The 17,911-nt window shown below is 60.8% G+C and carries 18 protein-coding genes; 16 read left to right on the top strand and 2 right to left on the bottom strand.

Going from position 1 to position 17,911, the window contains the following annotated elements; all coding sequences use genetic code 11:
- The first annotated feature begins 4 nt into the window (after window positions 1–4).
- On the top strand, window positions 5–1,000 hold the full coding sequence (locus DKW65_RS08055; protein WP_111656762.1) for a S49 family peptidase: 996 nt from the start codon (window positions 5–7) through the stop codon (window positions 998–1,000).
- Complete coding sequence (locus DKW65_RS08050) at window positions 978–1,991, top strand: N-acetylmuramoyl-L-alanine amidase (RefSeq protein ID WP_245932434.1); 1,014 nt, start codon at window positions 978–980, stop codon at window positions 1,989–1,991. The genes DKW65_RS08055 and DKW65_RS08050 overlap by 23 nt, the downstream gene beginning before the upstream one ends.
- On the opposite strand, the gene DKW65_RS08045 is transcribed toward DKW65_RS08050, so the two are convergent.
- Both DKW65_RS08045 and DKW65_RS08040 read right to left on the bottom strand, forming a co-directional pair.
- Window positions 1,941–5,258, bottom strand: a complete 3,318-nt coding sequence (locus DKW65_RS08045) for a beta propeller repeat protein (RefSeq protein ID WP_162925771.1) — start codon at window positions 5,256–5,258, stop codon at window positions 1,941–1,943. The genes DKW65_RS08050 and DKW65_RS08045 overlap by 51 nt on opposite strands.
- Before the next feature lie 285 nt (window positions 5,259–5,543).
- Window positions 5,544–6,152, bottom strand: coding sequence for a Maf family protein (locus DKW65_RS08040; RefSeq protein WP_111656760.1), 609 nt, complete (start codon window positions 6,150–6,152; stop codon window positions 5,544–5,546).
- Window positions 6,153–6,309: 157 nt separating this feature from the next.
- Here DKW65_RS08040 and DKW65_RS08035 point away from each other — a divergent pair, with 157 nt between their 5' ends.
- The 14 genes from DKW65_RS08035 to DKW65_RS07970 all read left to right on the top strand — a co-directional run bounded on the left by DKW65_RS08035 (window position 6,310) and on the right by DKW65_RS07970 (window position 17,904).
- A complete protein-coding gene (locus DKW65_RS08035) occupies window positions 6,310–6,834 on the top strand; it encodes a YceD family protein (RefSeq protein WP_111656759.1) in 525 nt (174 codons plus the stop codon).
- Window positions 6,835–6,860: 26 nt separating this feature from the next.
- The gene (rpmF, locus tag DKW65_RS08030) at window positions 6,861–7,052 is read left to right on the top strand and encodes a 50S ribosomal protein L32 (protein WP_111656758.1); all 192 of its coding nucleotides are present in this window, start codon (window positions 6,861–6,863) and stop codon (window positions 7,050–7,052) included.
- A gap of 125 nt (window positions 7,053–7,177) precedes the next feature.
- A complete protein-coding gene (gene plsX, locus DKW65_RS08025) occupies window positions 7,178–8,176 on the top strand; it encodes a phosphate acyltransferase PlsX (RefSeq protein WP_111656757.1) in 999 nt (332 codons plus the stop codon).
- A 95-nt stretch (window positions 8,177–8,271) separates the two neighbouring features.
- Entirely contained in the window at window positions 8,272–9,201 is a 930-nt protein-coding gene (gene fabD / locus DKW65_RS08020) for an ACP S-malonyltransferase (RefSeq protein ID WP_111656756.1), read from the top strand.
- A gap of 23 nt (window positions 9,202–9,224) precedes the next feature.
- Window positions 9,225–9,971, top strand: coding sequence for a 3-oxoacyl-ACP reductase FabG (fabG, locus tag DKW65_RS08015; protein ID WP_111656755.1), 747 nt, complete (start codon window positions 9,225–9,227; stop codon window positions 9,969–9,971).
- Window positions 9,972–10,122: 151 nt separating this feature from the next.
- Window positions 10,123–10,356 (top strand): acyl carrier protein, encoded by a 234-nt coding sequence (acpP, locus tag DKW65_RS08010; RefSeq protein ID WP_111656754.1) that lies wholly within the window; start codon window positions 10,123–10,125, stop codon window positions 10,354–10,356.
- Between the two features lie 79 nt (window positions 10,357–10,435).
- Entirely contained in the window at window positions 10,436–11,674 is a 1,239-nt protein-coding gene (fabF, locus tag DKW65_RS08005) for a beta-ketoacyl-ACP synthase II (RefSeq protein ID WP_111656753.1), read from the top strand.
- Entirely contained in the window at window positions 11,671–12,483 is an 813-nt protein-coding gene (pabC, locus tag DKW65_RS08000; RefSeq protein ID WP_245932433.1) for an aminodeoxychorismate lyase, read from the top strand. Before fabF ends, pabC begins: the two co-directional genes overlap by 4 nt.
- Entirely contained in the window at window positions 12,480–13,568 is a 1,089-nt protein-coding gene (mltG, locus tag DKW65_RS07995) for an endolytic transglycosylase MltG (RefSeq protein ID WP_111656752.1), read from the top strand. The genes pabC and mltG overlap by 4 nt, the downstream gene beginning before the upstream one ends.
- 18 nt (window positions 13,569–13,586) lie before the next feature.
- Window positions 13,587–14,225 (top strand): dTMP kinase, encoded by a 639-nt coding sequence (tmk, locus tag DKW65_RS07990; RefSeq protein ID WP_111656751.1) that lies wholly within the window; start codon window positions 13,587–13,589, stop codon window positions 14,223–14,225.
- Window positions 14,215–15,234, top strand: coding sequence for a DNA polymerase III subunit delta' (locus tag DKW65_RS07985; RefSeq protein ID WP_111656750.1), 1,020 nt, complete (start codon window positions 14,215–14,217; stop codon window positions 15,232–15,234). Before tmk ends, DKW65_RS07985 begins: the two co-directional genes overlap by 11 nt.
- Before the next feature lie 64 nt (window positions 15,235–15,298).
- On the top strand, window positions 15,299–15,646 hold the full coding sequence (locus DKW65_RS07980) for a PilZ domain-containing protein (protein WP_111656749.1): 348 nt from the start codon (window positions 15,299–15,301) through the stop codon (window positions 15,644–15,646).
- A gap of 30 nt (window positions 15,647–15,676) precedes the next feature.
- Window positions 15,677–16,504: a TatD family hydrolase gene (locus DKW65_RS07975; protein WP_111656748.1), complete on the top strand. Its 828-nt coding sequence runs from the start codon at window positions 15,677–15,679 to the stop codon at window positions 16,502–16,504.
- The gene (locus tag DKW65_RS07970) at window positions 16,501–17,904 is read left to right on the top strand and encodes a DNA recombination protein RmuC (RefSeq protein ID WP_245932432.1); all 1,404 of its coding nucleotides are present in this window, start codon (window positions 16,501–16,503) and stop codon (window positions 17,902–17,904) included. Before DKW65_RS07975 ends, DKW65_RS07970 begins: the two co-directional genes overlap by 4 nt.
- Window positions 17,905–17,911: the final 7 nt, after the last annotated feature.

Genomic DNA, 17,911 nt, shown 5'->3' with positions numbered 1-17,911 from the left:
CGCAATGGCTGACTATAATGACCGGAACGACGGGCAGCGCCCGATGCCACCGCAAAGCAATCGCGAATGGCAGCTTATTGAAAAAGTGGTCATGTCGATGCAGGACGAGCAGCGCAAGCAGCGCCGCTGGAGCATCTTCTTCCGTGCCGCGACCCTGGGGTACCTGTTTCTGGTGCTGATGCTGTTCCTGCCGATGCGTCTGGGCACCGGCGGCTTCACGGCGCCCACGCAGCCGCATACGGCCATGGTGGATATCAGCGGTATCATTGCCGATGGCGCCGAGGCCAGTGCCGACGCCATTACCAGCGGTTTGCGACGCGCCTTCGAGGCCGAGTTCGCTGAAGCAGTGATGCTGCGCATCAACAGCCCCGGCGGTTCGCCGGTGCAGTCCGGGTACGTGTATAACGAAATCATGCGGCTCAAGGGCGAGCACCCGGACAAGAAAGTCTATGCGGTGATTACCGATCTGGGGGCTTCCGGCGCCTACTATATTGCGGCGGCGGCAGACGAGATCTATGTCGACCCGGCCAGCATCGTCGGTTCCATCGGTGTCATCATGGCCGGTTTCGGTTTTGAAGAAGCCATCGAGAAGCTGGGCGTCGAGCGTCGTGTCATGACCTCCGGTGACAACAAGGCCCTGCTCGACCCGTTTGGTCCGGTGGAAGCGTCGCAGCAGGTGCATATCCAGCGCATGCTGGACCGGGTGCATGAGCAGTTCATTGGCGCCGTGCGTGAAGGGCGGGGCGAGCGTTTGCGTGTCGACGAGTACCCTGAAGTGTTTTCCGGGCTGGTCTGGAGCGGTGATGAAGCCGTGACCATCGGCCTGGCTGACGGGCACGGCAGTCCGGGCCAGGTGGCCCGCGACGTGATCGGGCACGAAGAGATTGTCGATTATTCCGTGTTGCCACATCCGTTCGAACGCTTCCTGCGCGGGTTTGGCGTCAGTATTGGCAAGGGCATTGGTCAGGTGATGGGTGTTGATAGCTGGAGTCTGCGCTGACAGAAGCGGGCTTGCGGGCGCGCGCCACGCCAGGCTGCTGAGCGGCCTGGCGCTTCTGGTATGGTCGCTGTTGCTGGCGGCCTGTGCCATGCCCGAACGGCGCGAAGGCTACCGGGTGGACCACAGCCACGTGGCGCCGGGTCACAGTAGCCGCATCTACCATCTCGTCATTCATTACACCGGACATCATGAAGCCCGCGCCCTGCGCACCCTGACCGGGCCGCATGTCAGCGCCCATTACGTGATGCCCCTGCCGGCACGTTTTCATCGCGGTGAGCCGCTGGTCTATCAACTGGTGGAAGAGCACCGGCGCGCCTGGCATGCGGGTGTCAGTGAGTGGGGGCCGCGCAGCAACATCAACGATACCTCCATCGGTATCGAAATCATCAACGCGGGCCCGCGTGGCACGCTCTTCGGCCTCTACTGGGCGCCGTATCCCGACGATCAGATCGAGGCGGTCATCGCGCTGGCCCGGGATATCGTGGCCCGGCACGATATTGATCCGGTCAATGTAGTAGCCCATTCGGATATTGCCCCCTCGCGCAAGCTGGATCCGGGGCCGCGCTTCCCGTGGCAGCGGCTTTACGAGGCTGGCATTGGTGCCTGGCCGGATGAAGAAACCGTGGCCTGCTATACGGTGTTGCTGGCAGCACAACCGCCATCCCTGCCGGATGTGCAGGCGGCATTGCGCGGTTACGGTTATCCGCTGGAGGTCAGTGGGCAGATGGATGCGGCCACCCGGGATGTGGTGCGGGCTTTCCAGCTGCATTTTCGCCAGCGTCGCCATGATGGTGTGCTGGACACGGAAACCCTGGCGCGGCTCTGGGCGCTGCTGGCGAAGTACCGCCCTCGGGTGCTGGAGACCCTGACCCCGGGCGGCGTGGCCGATCCGTGTGACGGGGATGATCTGTGGCCTGTATCTATCGCGCCCGGAGAAGGATCAGAAATTACCTCGACGGTAAACATGCATGCCGTCTCGAATTATCCATAGATAGTCCTCGGTCATGCCGCAAAGAGAGAGCGTGGCTCCCTGGTTGTCCATTTGTGCCCAATTCATGCCGCCATCGCCGCTGAACGCGATTTCATGGTAGCCGCCGGATGAAGAGTCAGTAAGCAGTAGCAATGTTTCCGTGGCTTTATCACGGCAATAGGCTGTGCCGCCGCGCAAGCCCGAAGGGCGAATCGTTGACCAGGTGTCACCAAAATCAGAAGACATAGCCAGCGCCTTCTCGCCATTTGCCAGCAATTTACCATCCAGGGTTTTCTCCATCGGCATCCAATAGCCATGAACTTTGATGGATTGCCTTCTCCAGCGCTTGCCTGCATTGCCGGATGTATAGAAATAGAGCGATTCTTCCGGCACGTAAACCATCCTTTTTCCATCCTGGTCTACAACCAGATCGCCCCTGATTTCGTCGTGATATTCGCTCTGGCGAGGTTTTGGCACTTGCGCAATGAAGTTGTCGTCAAACTGAAGATGGCCATCAAAGATGTCTGACTGATAGATACGGCGATTGCTGAGCAGCACGAAGCATCGCATTGAGTCTGTCAGACAATCCATGGCTTGTATGAAAACCCACTCATTATCATATTCATATTCGTCGTCGGTTGTATTGCCTGAGAGATTGGAAATATCGAAGTCATTCCAGGTTGCGCCGGCATCGAAGCTTGCCTTTCCGGTGCCATCATCTCCATTGAGTACCCATAGTGAGCTGCCATCAGGGGATACTCTCAAATAATCGTAACTGGCATCCTCGGTATTAATGACTTTTTTATGTTCGCCGCCAGGAATATCAATCATGAACAATCCTTTACTTGAAAGTATCCAGATAAGTTTCCTTTCATCTGAGTAATGACTCTGCAAGCCGCGATGCGGAGGCTCGCCAAGATCCAGGAGAGGTAACCATGTTTTTCCTCTGTCACTACTGAAATCAAGCGATTCCCCATAGGCGTCCCATGCAAATGCCCGGCTGTCGTCAATGGGAACCAGATGATCAAAATCCTTGTAGGTTTGCTCAACTATCCAGCTCTCTCCCTCATTAATGGTATAGGCAATTGTCTTGCCATCAGATATCCAGTGTATGCCTTTGGTACTCCGTGGCGATTCTGGCAGCATGGAAATCGGGATATGTTTGTCCTCAATAATTGCTTTCCTGATTTCAGGATCATACAGCAAGGACTCAATGTGGCGGTCTTCCTCGCCTTCTCTGAGGGACATCAGGAAAGCTTCTTCATGATCGGCCAGAGGCTGGTCTTCGCAATACTCGTTCCTTCCGGATCGGTATCCGATATCACAGACTGGATGCCAGAATTCTTTGCTCGGATCTCTGCGATAAAGATGCCTGGAGAAAGGACTCTCCCTGGAGATCATGAGCGTTTTTTCAAGGTTTATTGAAAATGCAGAGCTGTAAATGCATATGTTTTCACCTTTTTCACCCTTGAAATCATAAATGTTCCAGGATTTACCGAAATCCATGGTTTCAAATTGCTGGCATCTGTATATAAAAAATCCAGCACCTGTTTCGATGTCAAGGTATAAGCTTTTGAAGATATCATCCAGAAATATTATGTCGGTTTCCGGTATGGACTCGTTTATAGATTCTTCGGTCAGAGCGGTCCATGTTTTTCCTCCATCTGTCGTAATTTCCATCCCCTGCCAGGAGTAATCGATCCACCCACGTTGACCATCCTCGCTGAACTGCATCCTCCGCGGCCAAGTAAAGCCCAGGGCGCGGTCTTTCTCCCATGATTGACCGGCGTCACTGGTGCGGTAGAGGTATGTTCCATCGAAGGCCAGTCGCTCCTCACGAGAATTGAACCAGATATCCATGAAAAGTGGTTGAAAGTGGACTGCGTGGTAGTGTCCGATTTTCTCGGGAAGCGTATCGACCCTTTCCATGGAGGTCCACTCCATGTCGATCAGTTGCCTGAAGGTGTCTGTCACCCATTCCTGATGGTCAAATAAAAATTTGCTTGCGGTGTAAAGGGGGCGCGCAGACATCAGTAGCAAGGGTAGGCAAAGGAATACACCTATGTAGTACATTTTTCCTTGCTTTGATTTTTTCAAAAGCCCAGGCCAGCCCAGTGTGGCGAAGGCCAGCATGGATAGCAGGACAAAATGCAGATACCAGAGGGATGCCATGGTCGCTGTGGTGAAAAAATAGGTCCCCAGAAAGAAGGCTGTTGTAAAGCAACCTGCTGCCAGTGGCCATTGGAAGCCCCATAAGGATCTCTGTTGGCTGACCAGGTGGCTGCCCAGCATGAAATAAGTGAACGCCAGGGACAAGGTTGCCAGGTACTGGAATATGCCGCCAAGAATGAAGGCCAGGATCCACTCTGGGAAATCTGGTTTGCCGCTCGCGCCATAGATCTGATAAAAGCCATGCCCGGACAACCCCAGGGACAAAGCTAACAGTGCGAAAAGCCAGAAGGTGATCTGGGTTGATAGCTGTCTGTAACCAACAGTCGCGATAAGCATGCCTGCAACACCAGCGGTCACAAGATGTGTCAAGGATCTGACCACAGTGTCATGCATTACAATTTTGAACTGCAATACATTGTATAGATTGAGTATCCGGTAGCCGTACAAACCAAGAGCAGAAAGTAACAGGACTGCTGCTCCTGCTGCCATTATCGGTGCGATATGTATTTCTGTTCCAGGGTGATTCGCGGGGCTGTTCTGGCTTTCCGGATTTGATGTCCCGGATTGTGCGTGGCCGGGCTTGGCGGCGCGGAAAAATACCTTTGCCAGTATTATATTCATGATAATCAATAATGGCAGTGCGATGGTTGCGAGTATGATTGTCATCAGCATGGCGCCACTGGCAACCAGAAGTGCGGCATAAGTATGCAAGGAGGTGGCGGCTGGTGTATTCAGTTTGCGAAGCTTTATCCCCAGAGAGATATACAGAAAACCAGATGGAATGAGCAGGATTAACCCTATAGATGCTATGACAAGTTCATGCTGTAGATATAATATTTGAAGGAAGGAAATCCCAATATAGACGACCATCAGGATCATGAGGCCATTGATGGTTCGCTCAAGCCTCGGTGCGTCAAGAAAATGCTTGATGCACCACAAAAGGTAATAGCTCAAGGCAAACTGTATGCAGTCCACAGCATGGGACAGTCTGGTGATTGCATTGTTGCCAAGAAAGACCTCTGCCAGCGCTCCGCTGATGATTAGCAGGAGCTGGGGAAAGATCAAGGCTGCACTCAGAAGTGATATCCATCCCGCTAAACGATAATCTGGATTCATGAGATTCAGAGGCTCAGTGTATTGTTATGTGTCGTTGCTCTCACTCGGCAAGCATGGCGAGGTTCTCCGTGCAACTGCAACGCTCCCTTCCCGAATCGGATAGACGTTCTTATATCAGGTGACATGTGGGCCTGCTACTCTGCCCGGTCTGGGCAAGCCTAACTGGGCCGCGCTGGCCGGGATGCGGTGTCGCTGGCGAGGCAGCCGCCTTCGTTGCAGGTCCGGTACGGGTGGCCGATCCGTGTGACGGGGATGATCTGTGGCCGCGGCCCGGCACTGCAGCGCTTACAGGGGAAGGGTAACGCCTTCGGCCGCCAGAAAATCGGTCAGCATGATCAGCGGCAGGCCGATCAGGGCGTTGGGATCGCGCCCCTCCAGCGCCTTGAACAGCACGATCCCCAGGCCTTCCGACTTGAAGCTCCCGGCACAATTGAAGGGCTTCTCGCTATCCACGTAGCGCTCGATAACTGCATCCCGCAGCGTGCGAAAATGCACCTGGAAGCGTTCGCAGCCGCTCTGGTGGCGACCGCTGGCGGCGTTCAGCAGGCACAGGCCGGTCAGAAAGGTGACGCTGCGACCGCTGCTGGCGCGCAACTGCTCGATGGCGGCCTCGCGGCCTCCAGGCTTGCCCAGTACCTGGCCCTCGGGCGTGACGGCAACCTGGTCCGAGCCGATGATCAGGGCGTCGGGATGGCGGGCTGCCACCGCATGGGCCTTTTCCCGGGCCAGGCGTAACACCAGCTGCTGTGGTGTCTCGCCGGGCTGCGCCTGCTCGTTGATGTCCGGGCTGTCACAGCTGAAGGCCAGCCCGAGCCGCTCCAGCAGGCTGCGGCGGAAGGGGGAGGAGGAGGCCAGGACGAGGGGCATGGGCTCGCGGTCGGGGGCGCTGGACATGGTGTCTCCGGGGCGGTTTTCGGGTCGGTTTCTGCTCTGTGCGGCCATTATACGGGCACTCTTTTCGCGGCGCACGGGAAACCCCTTTTCCTTCAAAGGGTTAGCTTTTCAATAACGCTTTGACAGGGGGCGGCCACGGCCCTAGAATTGCGCGCTTATGTTTTCAGGGCAATTGCCGCACTACGTCGAGCCGCGCAAGCTGGCGGACCAGGGCGGCCTCATCAGTGGCCAGACCACCGTTTCCGCACTGCCAAGACTGGGTGATTTCGAGCACAGTCAGTCGCAGCCGGTCGGGGTGGCGCTCACCTTTGAGCGGGACGCCGATGATGGTCAGCGCATTGTCCACGGCACGGTGTCCACCGAACTGGTGATGACCTGCCAGCGCTGCCTTGAGCCGGTCTCCTGCACGGTCACCGCAGAGGTCATGCTGGCATTGGTCTGGAGCGAGGAGGAGATTCAGGCGCTTCCTGAGCGCTACGATCCCTGGCTCGTCACCGACGACAAGATGCCGCTGGCGACGTTGCTGGAAGAGGAATTGCTGTTGGCCCTGCCGCTGGTGGCCACGCACGAGCAATGCCCCACACGCCTGCCCGAGGGTGATGAACCCGAGGACAACGCGAGTGCCGGGAAAGCGGATAACCCCTTTGCTGTTCTGGCGAGCCTCAAAGGAAGCCAGAAGTAAAACGCTTTGCATGACAGGAGCCGATCATGGCAGTTCAACAGAACCGTAAAACCCGTTCCAAGCGCGACATGCGTCGTTCGCACGATGCCCTGAGCGCGCCGACCCTGACCGAAGACAGCAACACCGGTGAGGTACATCGTCGTCACCACATCTCGCCGGACGGCTACTACCGTGGCCGCCAGGTGATCGCCAGCGTCGATACCGACGAAGACGAGTAACACCAGGCAAGAAGAAACGGGAGCTGCGGCTCCCGTTTTTATTTGTGCACATTTTTTTCTTTGCCAATGTGGCGCCGCTGTTCCATCCTTTGCGGGCTTGAAAACCAGACCAGAGAGGCTGTGACATGGCCCAGTTGACCCTGGCGGTGGATGCCATGGGCGGTGATGCCGGTTTACCGGTGACTGTCCCTGCAGTGGCAGAGCTGCTACGTCGTCATGAAGAAGTAGCCGTGCTGATGGTGGGGCAGCCGGATACGTTGGCTGCGGCCCTGAAGAAGGCCGGGCTGGACAATCATCCCCGTCTGTCCCTGGTGGCGGCCAGCGAAGTCGTGACCATGGAAGACCCGATCACGGTGGCGTTGCGTGGCAAGCGCGACTCCTCCATGCGTGTGGCCATCAACCAGGTGCGTGACGGTCAGGCCCAGGCCGCCGTCAGCGCTGGCAATACCGGCGCCCTGATGGCGGTCAGCCGCTTTGTGCTGAAAACGTTGCCCGGTGTTGATCGTCCTGCTATCTGTACCGCCATTCCCACGCGCACCGGGCATTGCCATATGCTGGATCTCGGCGCCAACGTGGATTCCGAACCCGAGCATCTGTTGCAGTTCGCCCTGATGGGCGCGGCCGTGGTGCGGGCGGTGGATGGCGTCGAACAGCCGCGTGTGGCGCTGTTGAATATCGGCGAGGAAGACATCAAGGGCAGTGAGCAGATCAAGCAGGCCGCGCGTCTGTTGCAGGCCCACCCTCAACTCCATTACATCGGCTATATAGAAGGCAACGGTATTTTTGCCGGCGAGGCCGATGTGGTGGTGTGCGATGGTTTTGTCGGCAATGTGGCGCTGAAAACCATGGAAGGGGTGGCGTCCATGATCAGCCATATGATCCGCGAGGAAGTCGGCCGCAGCTGGCTGAAGAAGCTGTCCGGACTGCTCGCGTTACCGGTATTGAAAGGCCTGAAAGGCCGTCTGGATCCGGAGCGCTACAACGGCGCCAGTCTGGTCGGTCTCAATGGTGTCGTGGTGAAAAGCCATGGCGGGGCCGGTGTGGAGGGCTTTACTGCGGCGCTGGAAGTGGCGTTGCTGGAAGCACGTCGCAACGTACCCGGGCTGATCGGCAAGACACTGTAGGAAGGCGCGATAAGATTTTGTTGCAAGCCCGGCGCGCAATCCGGCGCCGGGGCACGCATAATGCCGCCCAGTTGTGCAGGGAGTGGATGTCAATCATGAGCAAGACTGCGTTTCTGTTTCCCGGTCAGGGGTCCCAGTCCGTCGGCATGCTGGCGGATTACGCGGATGAATCCGTGGTACAGCACACCTTCAATGAAGCCTCCGGCGCGCTGGGTTATGACCTGTGGGCGTTGATCCAGAATGGCCCTGAGAGCGACCTCAACAGCACCGACAAGACCCAGCCTGCGCTGCTCGCCGCTGGTGTGGCCCTGTGGCGCCTGTGGCTGCACCGGGGGGGATATCGTCCGGCGCTGCTGGCGGGCCATAGCCTGGGGGAATATACCGCGCTGACCTGCGCCGGTGTGTTCAGCCTGGGCGATGCCGTGCGCCTGGTGGAGAAGCGCGGCCAGCTGATGCAGCAGGCGGTGCCTGCGGGCACTGGCGCCATGGCGGCGGTACTCGGGCTTGACGATGACCAGGTGCGCTCCGCCTGCGCCGACGCGGCAGCGGGTCAGGTGGTGGAAGCCGTCAACCTGAATGCGCCCGGCCAGGTAGTGATTGCGGGTGACAAGGACGCCGTGGCCCGTGCCATTGAGGCCTGCAAGGCTGCTGGCGCCAAGCGTGCCATGCCGCTGCCGGTCAGTGTGCCGTCCCACTGTGCGCTGATGCGCCCGGCCGCCGAAGGGCTGGCAGAGGTGCTGGCGGGCATGGCACTGCACACCCCGGAAATCCCGGTGATCAATAACGTGGACGTGGCCGTGGAAACGGACACCGCCGCCGTGCGTGATGCCCTGGTGCGCCAGTTGCATTCGCCGGTGCGTTGGGTGGAAACCGTGCAACGGTTGAGCGCTGAAGGGGTCGAACAGGCCTATGAGTGTGGCCCGGGCAAGGTGCTTGCCGGGCTGGTAAAACGTATCGAGCGGGGGCTCAATGTGGTGGCGCTGGAAAGCGCGGACGCCTTGCGCGCAGAAACCCCGAACGGTTGAGTGCCCCATCAGGGAGTAACGCGATGACAACAACAGAACAGAAACTGGCGCTGGTGACCGGCGCCAGCCGTGGCATCGGCAAGGCCATTGCAGCCGCACTGGTCGAGGCCGGTTTTACCGTGGTCGGTACTGCCACCACGGAAGCCGGTGCCGAAGGGATCACCCAGGCACTGACCGCTCAGGGCAATGCCGGGGGGGGTGTGGTGATGGATGTCAGCGACACGGCGTCCGTCAGCTCGGCCATGGCACAGATCCAGGCGCGCTGGGGCGCACCGCTGGTGCTGGTGAACAATGCCGGTATCACCCGCGACAACATCATGCTGCGCATGAAGGAAGACGAGTGGGATGCGGTGATCAACACCAATCTGAATGCCCTGTTCCGGGTCAGCAAGGCGTGCCTGAAAGGCATGACCAAGGCGCGCTGGGGACGGATCATCACCATCAGCTCGGTGGTCGGCAGCATGGGCAACGCCGGGCAGGCCAACTATGCGGCCGCCAAGGGTGGGGCAGAGGGTTTTACCCGTGCCCTGGCGCGGGAAGTGGGTTCTCGCGCCATCACGGTGAACAGCGTGGCGCCGGGCTTCATCCAGACCGACATGACCGATGCCCTGCCAGAGGCACAACGTGATACGCTGTTGGGCCAGATACCGCTGGGTCGCCTGGGTAAGCCGGATGAGATAGCCAGCGCGGTCGTTTGGCTGGCTTCAGACGGTGCCGGTTATGTCACAGGTACGACCCTGCATGTCAATGGTGGCATGTTTACAGGGTAAGTGATCGCTCAACGTACTGAAATCAAAGGCGAATAATTCGCAACACATGTGCCAGGGCGGGTCGGGATCGTAACTTGCATGCGCAAACGGCGTTCCCCTAGAATACCCGCCTGAGGTGCAGGGACACCACTAACAGGAGAGAGTCAGGATCATGAGCAGCATTGAAGAACGCGTCAGCAAGATCATCGTGGAGCAGTTGGGTGTGAAACCGGAAGACGTCAAGCCGGAAGCGTCCTTTGTAGAAGACCTGGGCGCAGACTCACTGGATACGGTGGAGCTGGTGATGGCGCTCGAAGAGGAATTCGAGACCGAGATTCCTGACGAAGAAGCCGAGAAGATCAGCACTGTTCAGGCTGCCATCGACTACGTCAAGACACACGCCTGATCCGGTTCTGGCCTGATCAAGAAAGCCGCGGGTTCACGAGTGGACTTGCGGCTTTTTTTTATCCGAAGGAGGTGAGGCAGTGGCAAGACGCAGAGTAGTCGTCACCGGCGTGGGCATGCTCAGCCCGCTGGGGACCGATGTGGCGAGCACCTGGCAACGGCTGGTGGCGGGGGAGAGTGGCATCCGTGATATCACTCACTTTGATGTCAGCGCCTATTCCACCCGCTTTGCCGGGTTGGTGCCGGACTTCGAGGTGGCGGATTACATGCCGGCCAAGGACGCACGCAAGATGGATGTCTTCGTGCAGTACGGGCTGGTGGCGGCCATTCAGGCCATTCGCGATGCGGGGCTGACCGACGATGAAGCGGACGCCGAGCGCATCGGTGTGGCCATCGGCTCTGGTATCGGCGGCCTGACCGGCATCGAGGAAAATCATCAGAAACTGCTTGATGGCGGCCCGCGCAAGATATCGCCCTTCTTTGTGCCCGGCAGCATCATCAATATGATCTCCGGCAACCTGTCCATCATGTATGGCTACCGAGGCCCCAACTTTGCCACGGTCACCGCCTGCACGACGGGCACCCACAGCATCGGTTTTGCTGCGCAGCAGATCATGCTGGGCACGGCCGACGTCATGGTCGCCGGCGGCGCGGAAAAGGCCTCCTGCGCGCTGGGTCTGGGTGGCTTCGCTGCGGCCCGGGCGCTGTCGACCCGTAATGACGATCCGCAGGCGGCAAGCCGTCCCTGGGATCGCGACCGGGATGGCTTCGTACTGGCTGACGGTGCCGGCATTCTGGTGCTGGAAGAGTACGAGCGCGCCCGTGCCCGGGGGGCGCATATCTATGCGGAAGTGGCCGGTTACGGCATGAGCGGTGATGCGTTCCACATGACGGCGCCGCCCGAAGACGGCGCCGGTGCGGCGCAGGCGATGCGCAATGCACTCCGCGATGCAGGTATCAATCCGGAAGAGGTGGGCTACATCAACGCCCACGGCACTTCGACCAAGGCAGGCGATCTGGCCGAAGCCAATGCGATCCGGACGGTGTTTGGTGACCATGCGCGCGGCCTTGCCGTGAGCTCCACCAAGTCCATGGTGGGACATCTGCTGGGCGCGGCCGGTGCTGTGGAAGCCATCTTTACCCTGCTGGCCATCCGCGACAAGGTGGCGCCGCCGACCATCAATCTGGATAACCCGGACGACGGCTGCGATCTCGATTTTGTGCCGCATACCGCCCAGCAGCGGCCGATCGACGTGGCGCTGTCCAATTCCTTCGGTTTTGGTGGCACTAACGGCTCGCTGGTATTTCGCCGCCTGTGACGGAGCTGGTCTGGCAGCAATTGCCCGCCGATGATCGTGGCCTGGCCTACGGGGACGGTTGCTTCGAGACCCTGCGTCTGACGCCCGGTGCGGCCCCCCTGTGGTCGCGCCACCGGGCGCGCCTGCTGGCGGGGGCCTCCCGTCTGGGCATCCCGCTTTCTGCCGATGAACTGGACATGGCGCTGGTCAGTGCCCTGGGGCGTGCGTCAGAATCCGGAGCGGAGGTGCTCAAGCTTATCCTCACCCGGGGCAGTGGTGGCCGTGGCTACGCCTGGCCCGAGGCCATGGTGCCGCGACTGGTCGCCAGCCTGCATCCGCGCCCGGTGCGTTCGCCGCACGACTATACGGACGGTATTGTCGCTGGCCTGTGCCAGCAGCGTCTGGCGCTGCAACCGGCGTTTGCCGGGCTCAAGCACCTGAACCGGCTGGAGCAGGTGATGGCGCGCCACGAGGTCCAGCAGGCCGGTTGGCAGGAGGGCCTGATGTGCGACACCCGGGGGCGCCCGGTGGAATTTACCAGCATGAACCTGTTCGCCGTGGTGGCCGGTGAGCTGTGGACGCCGCCGGTTACCGAGTGCGGTGTGGCCGGGGTGGCCCGGGGGCTGATTCTTGAGGACCTGGCGCCTGCGCTGGGGCTGAGCACCCAGGTGACAGCGAGGCCGTTGTCACAACTCGACGCGGCGACGGAAGTTTTTGCCTGCAACAGTGTTGCCGGAATCCTGCCGGTCCGTAAACTGGCGCAGTGGGTATGGCCCGTGGGTGAGATCACCCGCAGCATACAGGGGCGGCTGGAACAGCGATTCGAATGAAAAAACGACATATCAAATATTTTGTACTGCTTGTCTTTCTGCCGTTGCTGCTGGTGCCGCTCGGTCTGACCTGGCTGGCCGGGCATCTGCATCGGCCGCTGCAACTGGAAGAAGAATATATTCTCGAGGTGCCGCGTGGTGGTTCCCTGCATGGTGTGATCCGGCAACTGGACCGCGAAGGCCTGCTTGGCGACGCCAACGAGGCCCGTCTGCGCCACTGGAGTGTGCGCCTGTATGCGTTGACGCACGACACCGCGCGCCGTATCCATACCGGCGAGTACCGGGTCAAACCGGGTGAGAACCTGGCGTCGCTGCTGGACAAGCTGGAAAACGGTGAGGTGATCCAGCGGCCGTTCGTGATTATCGAGGGGTCGACGTTCCGCGATCTGCGTGCCCAGCTGGGCATGGCGCCGGGCATTGAATCCCTGACCCTGCCACTGAGTGATGCGGAGATCATGGCGGAGCTGGGCTTGCCGGACATGCATCCGGAAGGCTGGTTTGCGGCCGACACCTATTTCTATACGCGCGGTGAAACGGACCTGGCGCTGTTGCGCCGGGCATTGAATCGTCAGCAGCGCCTGCTTGAGGACGCCTGGGCAGAGCGCGCCGATGATCTGCCCTACAACGATCCTTATGATGCGCTCATCATGGCGTCCATCGTCGAACGTGAAACCGGTGTGGCGCATGAGCGGGACAAGATTGCCGGTGTCTTCGTACGACGCCTGGAACTGGGCATGCGTTTGCAGACGGACCCGACGGTGATCTACGGCATGGGGGAGCGATACGACGGACGCATCCGTCGCGCAGACTTGCGCGAGCCGACGCCTTACAACACCTACGTGATTCGCGGCATGCCGCCGACACCGATTGCCATGCCGGGCGCCGCGGCCATTCGCGCAGCCGTCAACCCACGACGCACCGAGGCGTTGTTCTTCGTGGCCCGGGGCGACGGGTCACACCACTTTTCGGCAACACTGGAAGAACACAACGCCGCGGTACGTCGTTATCAGTTGAACCGACGTGAGGATTATCGTTCCTCGCCGCCGCCAGCAAGCCCTCCGGCGAGCCCGCCGGCAAGCCCCTAAGCAGCACGGAGACAGGGCATGAGCAGTCGCGGTCGCTTTATCACCTTTGAAGGGGTGGAAGGTGCAGGCAAGTCCAGCAACCTGGGTTGGGCGGCGGAACTGCTGCGCGCGGCGGGTATCGAGGTGGTGATTAGCCGCGAACCGGGGGGGACACCGCTGGCCGAGGCGCTGCGCAACCTGTTGCTGGCACCGCATGAGGAAGCGGTGGCGCCGGATACCGAACTGCTGCTGATCTTTGCGGCGCGGGCCCAGCATCTGCAGCAGGTCATCCGCCCGGCACTGGATGCCGGTAAATGGGTGCTGTGCGACCGCTTCACCGATGCCACCTATGCCTACCAGGGCGGTGGTCGAGGCCTGTCCATGACCCGCATCGGCGCGCTGGAGCAGCTGGTGCAGGGTGATCTGCGCCCCGACTGCACCGTGTTGTTCGATATCGACGTGCTCACCGGGCTGGCCCGGGCAGGCAAGCGTGGAACGCTGGATCGCTTCGAGCGTGAAGACCGCGCTTTTTTTGAACGAATTCGCAGTACTTACCTGGCCCGCGCCGAGGCTGAACCGGAACGCTTCCGCTGCCTGGATGCCGGGGCGCCGCTGGATGAAGTGCGTCAGCAGGTGCAGACCCTGATCGACGCGCTGGTGGCACAGCATGGGGGATAGCGCAGCCATCGAAGCCCCTTGCCCCTGGCATCGTGACACGCTGCAGCAGGTGCTGGCGCGCCGCGATGCCGGGCGTTTGCCCCATGCGCTGCTGTTCACCGGCCCTGCCGGTATCGGCAAGGGGCGCCTGGCAGAAAGCCTGCTGCAGGTGCTGCTGTGCGAATCCCCGCGTGGCGGTCTGGCCTGTGGTCGCTGCCATGGGTGCCACATGAGCACCGCTGGCACACATCCGGATCTGTGCCGGGTCATGCCGGCGGAGCCGGGCAAGGCCATCCGCATCGATCAGGTGCGGGAACTGATGGAATTTGCCAGCCGTACGCCCCAGTACGGCGGTCACCGTGTTGCCCTGCTGATGCCTGCCCAGGCGATGAACCGCAACGCCCAGAACGCCTTGCTGAAGACGCTGGAAGAACCCGGCGCCGATACCCTGCTGATTCTGGTGTGTGACCAGCTCAGCGCGCTGTTGCCCACCGTACGCAGTCGCTGCCAGCAGCAGACCTTGCCGGTGCCGGCTGCCTCGGTGGCCGAGCCCTGGGTGGCCGGCCAACTGGCCGTGCCGGAGCGTGCCGCAGCGCTGCTGGCTGCGGCCGGGGGCGCGCCACTCAAAGCGGTGGCACTGGAGCAGACAGACTGGTTCGGTGAGCGCGCCGCGCTGGTCCAGGCGCTGGCCCGTACCGGCGCTGGCCAGGCCAGCCCGGTGGTGATTGCACGCCAGTTTGCCGGTTACGACACCCAGGCGTTGCTGGAAGCCTGCTACGGCTGGACACGCCAGGCACTGCGGCTGTCCCAGGGCGCGACCAGTGTGGTCGATCCGGAACTGGCGCGGGCCATGCCGCAGCTGGCGCGATTGCCGGCGACGCGGTTGCTGGATTTTGCGGCCGCCGTGTCGCGGGCGCGGCGGCTGTTTCTGTCAGGGGCCAATCCGAATCGTGATCTGCTGCTGGAACAACTGCTGCTGATCCTGGCCGGGCATGTGACCGCGGAGCACGCCGCCGCGCTGGAAATCTGAGCCGGCCAGCGGCTACCATGCTAGGCTTATAACAAGCGAAAACAGGCAAGTCGGGGAACAGTTTATGAAAATGCCGGGCGGTCGCAGTGGTATTCTGTCGCTGACCATCAAGGACAAGGCCGTCCTGTATTCCGCATACATGCCGTTCATCAAGCATGGCGGTCTGTTCATTCCCACCAGCAAGCAATACAAGCTGGGCGAGGAGATATTCCTGCTGCTCAGTCTGATGGAAGAGAGTGACAAGATCCCCGTCGCGGGCAAGGTGGTCTGGATTACCCCGGCGGGTGCCCAGGGCAACCGCGCCGCCGGTATCGGCGTGCAATTCTCCGATCAGGACGACACGGCGCGCCGCACCATCGAAAATTATCTGGCCGGGTCCCTTGAATCAGACCGCCCGACACATACCATGTAGGCTCAGTCGCAGCCGGACAACGGATTCGTCATGACAGACATTGCCGCTGCCGGGGCACCCGCGTTGCCCCTGGTGGATTCCCATTGCCATCTTGATCGCCTGGATCTGAAGGCGCATGAGGGTGACTTCGGCGCCGTGATGCGCGCTGCCGAAGCCGCCGGGGTCGGGCATATGCTGTGCATCGGCGTGGACATGGAGACCTTCCCGAATGTGCTGGCCATGGCCGAGGACTGGCCACAGGTCTATGCCACCGTTGGCGTGCATCCGCTGTATCGCAAGTCACGCCCCGCTACCCGCGAAGAACTGGTTCAACAGGCGCGCCATCCCAAGGTGGTGGCCATTGGTGAAACCGGCCTCGACTATTTCTATGCCGGTGACGATCCGAGCTGGCAGCATGAGCGTTTCATCACCCATATCCAGGCCGCCCGTGATACCGGCCTGCCACTGGTCATTCATACCCGTGATGCCCGTGCCGACACCCTGGCGTTGCTGCGTGAGCACGGCGGCGGCGAGGTGCGTGGCGTGCTGCACTGCTTTACCGAGGATCTGGCCATGGCCGAAGCGGCCATCGACATGGGCTTCATGATTTCCATTTCCGGTATAGCCACCTTCGCCAGCGCCGACGCCCTGCGCGATGTGGTGCGGGCCTTGCCGCTGTCATCGTTGCTGATCGAAACGGACTCGCCCTGGCTGGCGCCGGTGCCGCACCGGGGCAAGCCCAATGAACCGCGCTTCGTGGCCGAGGTGGCCGCTCAGGTGGCGTCATTGAAAGGTGTCTCCCCGGGGACGGTGGCCACGGTGACCCGGGACAACTTTTTCCGTCTGTTCAGCAAGGCGCAGCCGGTGGTGCCCGCATGAGCCCGTTGCTGATGCCGATCCTGGTCGCCTTGCTGGCTGGCGCCGCCGGGCTGTTGACGGGGCTGCTGTTCATGCAGCGGCGTGTCGCAGCCGAACGGGAGCAGGCGCGCACCGCCGATAACGCGTTGCGTAGCGACCTGGCCAGCCGCGATGCTGCGCTGCAGGCCGCCCGCGAACAGATTCAGGCGTTGCAGCAGCAGAGTGCCGCCCTGACGCGTGAGCTGCAGGAGAGCCGCGAACAGAACGCCCGCTTGCGCGCTGAACAGGCACGCCTTGAAGAGCGCCAGCAGGGCCAGCAGGAAAAGCTGGCCTGGCTGGAGAACAGCCGCGAGCAGTTGCGCCAGGAATTCGAGCAGTTGTCCGCGAAGATTTTCGAGCATCGCAGCAAACAGCTTCAGGAACAGAACCGCACCGGTCTGGATGACCTGCTCAAGCCGTTTCGTGAGCAGTTGTCCGACTTCCGCCGCCGGGTGGATCACATCCACAGTGAAGACACCCGCCTGCAGGCCACGCTGGGCGAGCAGATTCGCAGCCTGCATGATCTCAACCAGCAGATGCACCAGGATGCGCGTAACCTGACCAATGCCCTGAAAGGCCAGACCAAGGTGCAGGGCAACTGGGGCGAGATGATTCTGGAGCGCATTCTGGAAGAGTCCGGCCTGACCAGGGGGCGCGAGTACGATACCCAGGTCTCTCTGACCGGCGAGCAGGGTGAGCGGCGCCAGCCGGATGTGATCATCCATTTGCCGGACAACAAGGATGTGATCATCGACAGCAAGGTGTCGCTGGTGGCCTATGAGCGTTTTGCCAGCAGCGAGGACGAGACCGAGCGCCAGCAGGCGCTGGAGCAGCATATCCTGTCGCTGCGCAGCCACATCAAGGGGCTGAACAAGAAGGAGTATGAGGGGCTGGAAGGGGTCCGCACCCTGGACTTCGTGCTGCTGTTCATTCCGGTGGAGGCGGCCTTCCTGAGCGCCATCGAGCGCCAGCCGGAGCTGTATAACGAAGCCTATTCACGGAATATCGTGCTGGTCAGCCCGACCACGCTGCTGGTCACCTTGCGCACCATCAACAACATCTGGCGCACCGAGTACCAGAACCGCCATGCCATCAGCATCGCCGACCGAGCTGGCCGGATTTGCGACCAGATCACCTTGCTGGAAAGCGCCTTGCGCGAAGTGGGGGACCGCATTGGCCAGGCCCAGAGTGCCTGGGACACCAGCTATAAACGCCTTACTGAAGGGCGGGGCAATCTGCTGCGCCAGGCCCACCAACTGCGCGATCTGGGGGCCAAGGCCCGCAAGGACCTGCCAGCCCTGCCGGATGCCCTGGACGCTCCTCAGGACGATGATGAACTGTCGGGTATGGCCGACGCTGACCGCGACGACCGCGACGCCTGAGCGCTCC

The sequence above is a fragment of the Isoalcanivorax indicus genome (genome assembly GCF_003259185.1).
Classification (GTDB): domain Bacteria; phylum Pseudomonadota; class Gammaproteobacteria; order Pseudomonadales; family Alcanivoracaceae; genus Isoalcanivorax; species Isoalcanivorax indicus.
The sequence above is the reverse complement of the archived record's forward strand: the minus strand, read 5'-3'. Positions and strand labels throughout refer to the sequence as shown.

Bases quoted from the DNA above. Each gene is read 5' to 3' on its own strand.
- DKW65_RS08045 (WP_162925771.1), bottom strand. From the start codon at position 5,258: ATGAATCCAGATTATCGTTTAGCGGGATGGATATCACTTCTGAGTGCA.
- DKW65_RS07970 (WP_245932432.1), top strand. From the start codon at position 16,501: ATGAGCCCGTTGCTGATGCCGATCCTGGTCGCCTTGCTGGCTGGCGCC.
- DKW65_RS08035 (WP_111656759.1), top strand. From the start codon at position 6,310: ATGTTTTCAGGGCAATTGCCGCACTACGTCGAGCCGCGCAAGCTGGCG.
- DKW65_RS07980 (WP_111656749.1), top strand. From the start codon at position 15,299: ATGAAAATGCCGGGCGGTCGCAGTGGTATTCTGTCGCTGACCATCAAG.
- plsX (WP_111656757.1), top strand. From the start codon at position 7,178: ATGGCCCAGTTGACCCTGGCGGTGGATGCCATGGGCGGTGATGCCGGT.
- DKW65_RS07985 (WP_111656750.1), top strand. From the start codon at position 14,215: ATGGGGGATAGCGCAGCCATCGAAGCCCCTTGCCCCTGGCATCGTGAC.
- fabG (WP_111656755.1), top strand. From the start codon at position 9,225: ATGACAACAACAGAACAGAAACTGGCGCTGGTGACCGGCGCCAGCCGT.
- DKW65_RS07975 (WP_111656748.1), top strand. From the start codon at position 15,677: ATGACAGACATTGCCGCTGCCGGGGCACCCGCGTTGCCCCTGGTGGAT.
- rpmF (WP_111656758.1), top strand. From the start codon at position 6,861: ATGGCAGTTCAACAGAACCGTAAAACCCGTTCCAAGCGCGACATGCGT.
- acpP (WP_111656754.1), top strand. From the start codon at position 10,123: ATGAGCAGCATTGAAGAACGCGTCAGCAAGATCATCGTGGAGCAGTTG.
- mltG (WP_111656752.1), top strand. From the start codon at position 12,480: ATGAAAAAACGACATATCAAATATTTTGTACTGCTTGTCTTTCTGCCG.
- DKW65_RS08055 (WP_111656762.1), top strand. From the start codon at position 5: ATGGCTGACTATAATGACCGGAACGACGGGCAGCGCCCGATGCCACCG.
- DKW65_RS08040 (WP_111656760.1), bottom strand. From the start codon at position 6,152: ATGTCCAGCGCCCCCGACCGCGAGCCCATGCCCCTCGTCCTGGCCTCC.
- fabD (WP_111656756.1), top strand. From the start codon at position 8,272: ATGAGCAAGACTGCGTTTCTGTTTCCCGGTCAGGGGTCCCAGTCCGTC.
- tmk (WP_111656751.1), top strand. From the start codon at position 13,587: ATGAGCAGTCGCGGTCGCTTTATCACCTTTGAAGGGGTGGAAGGTGCA.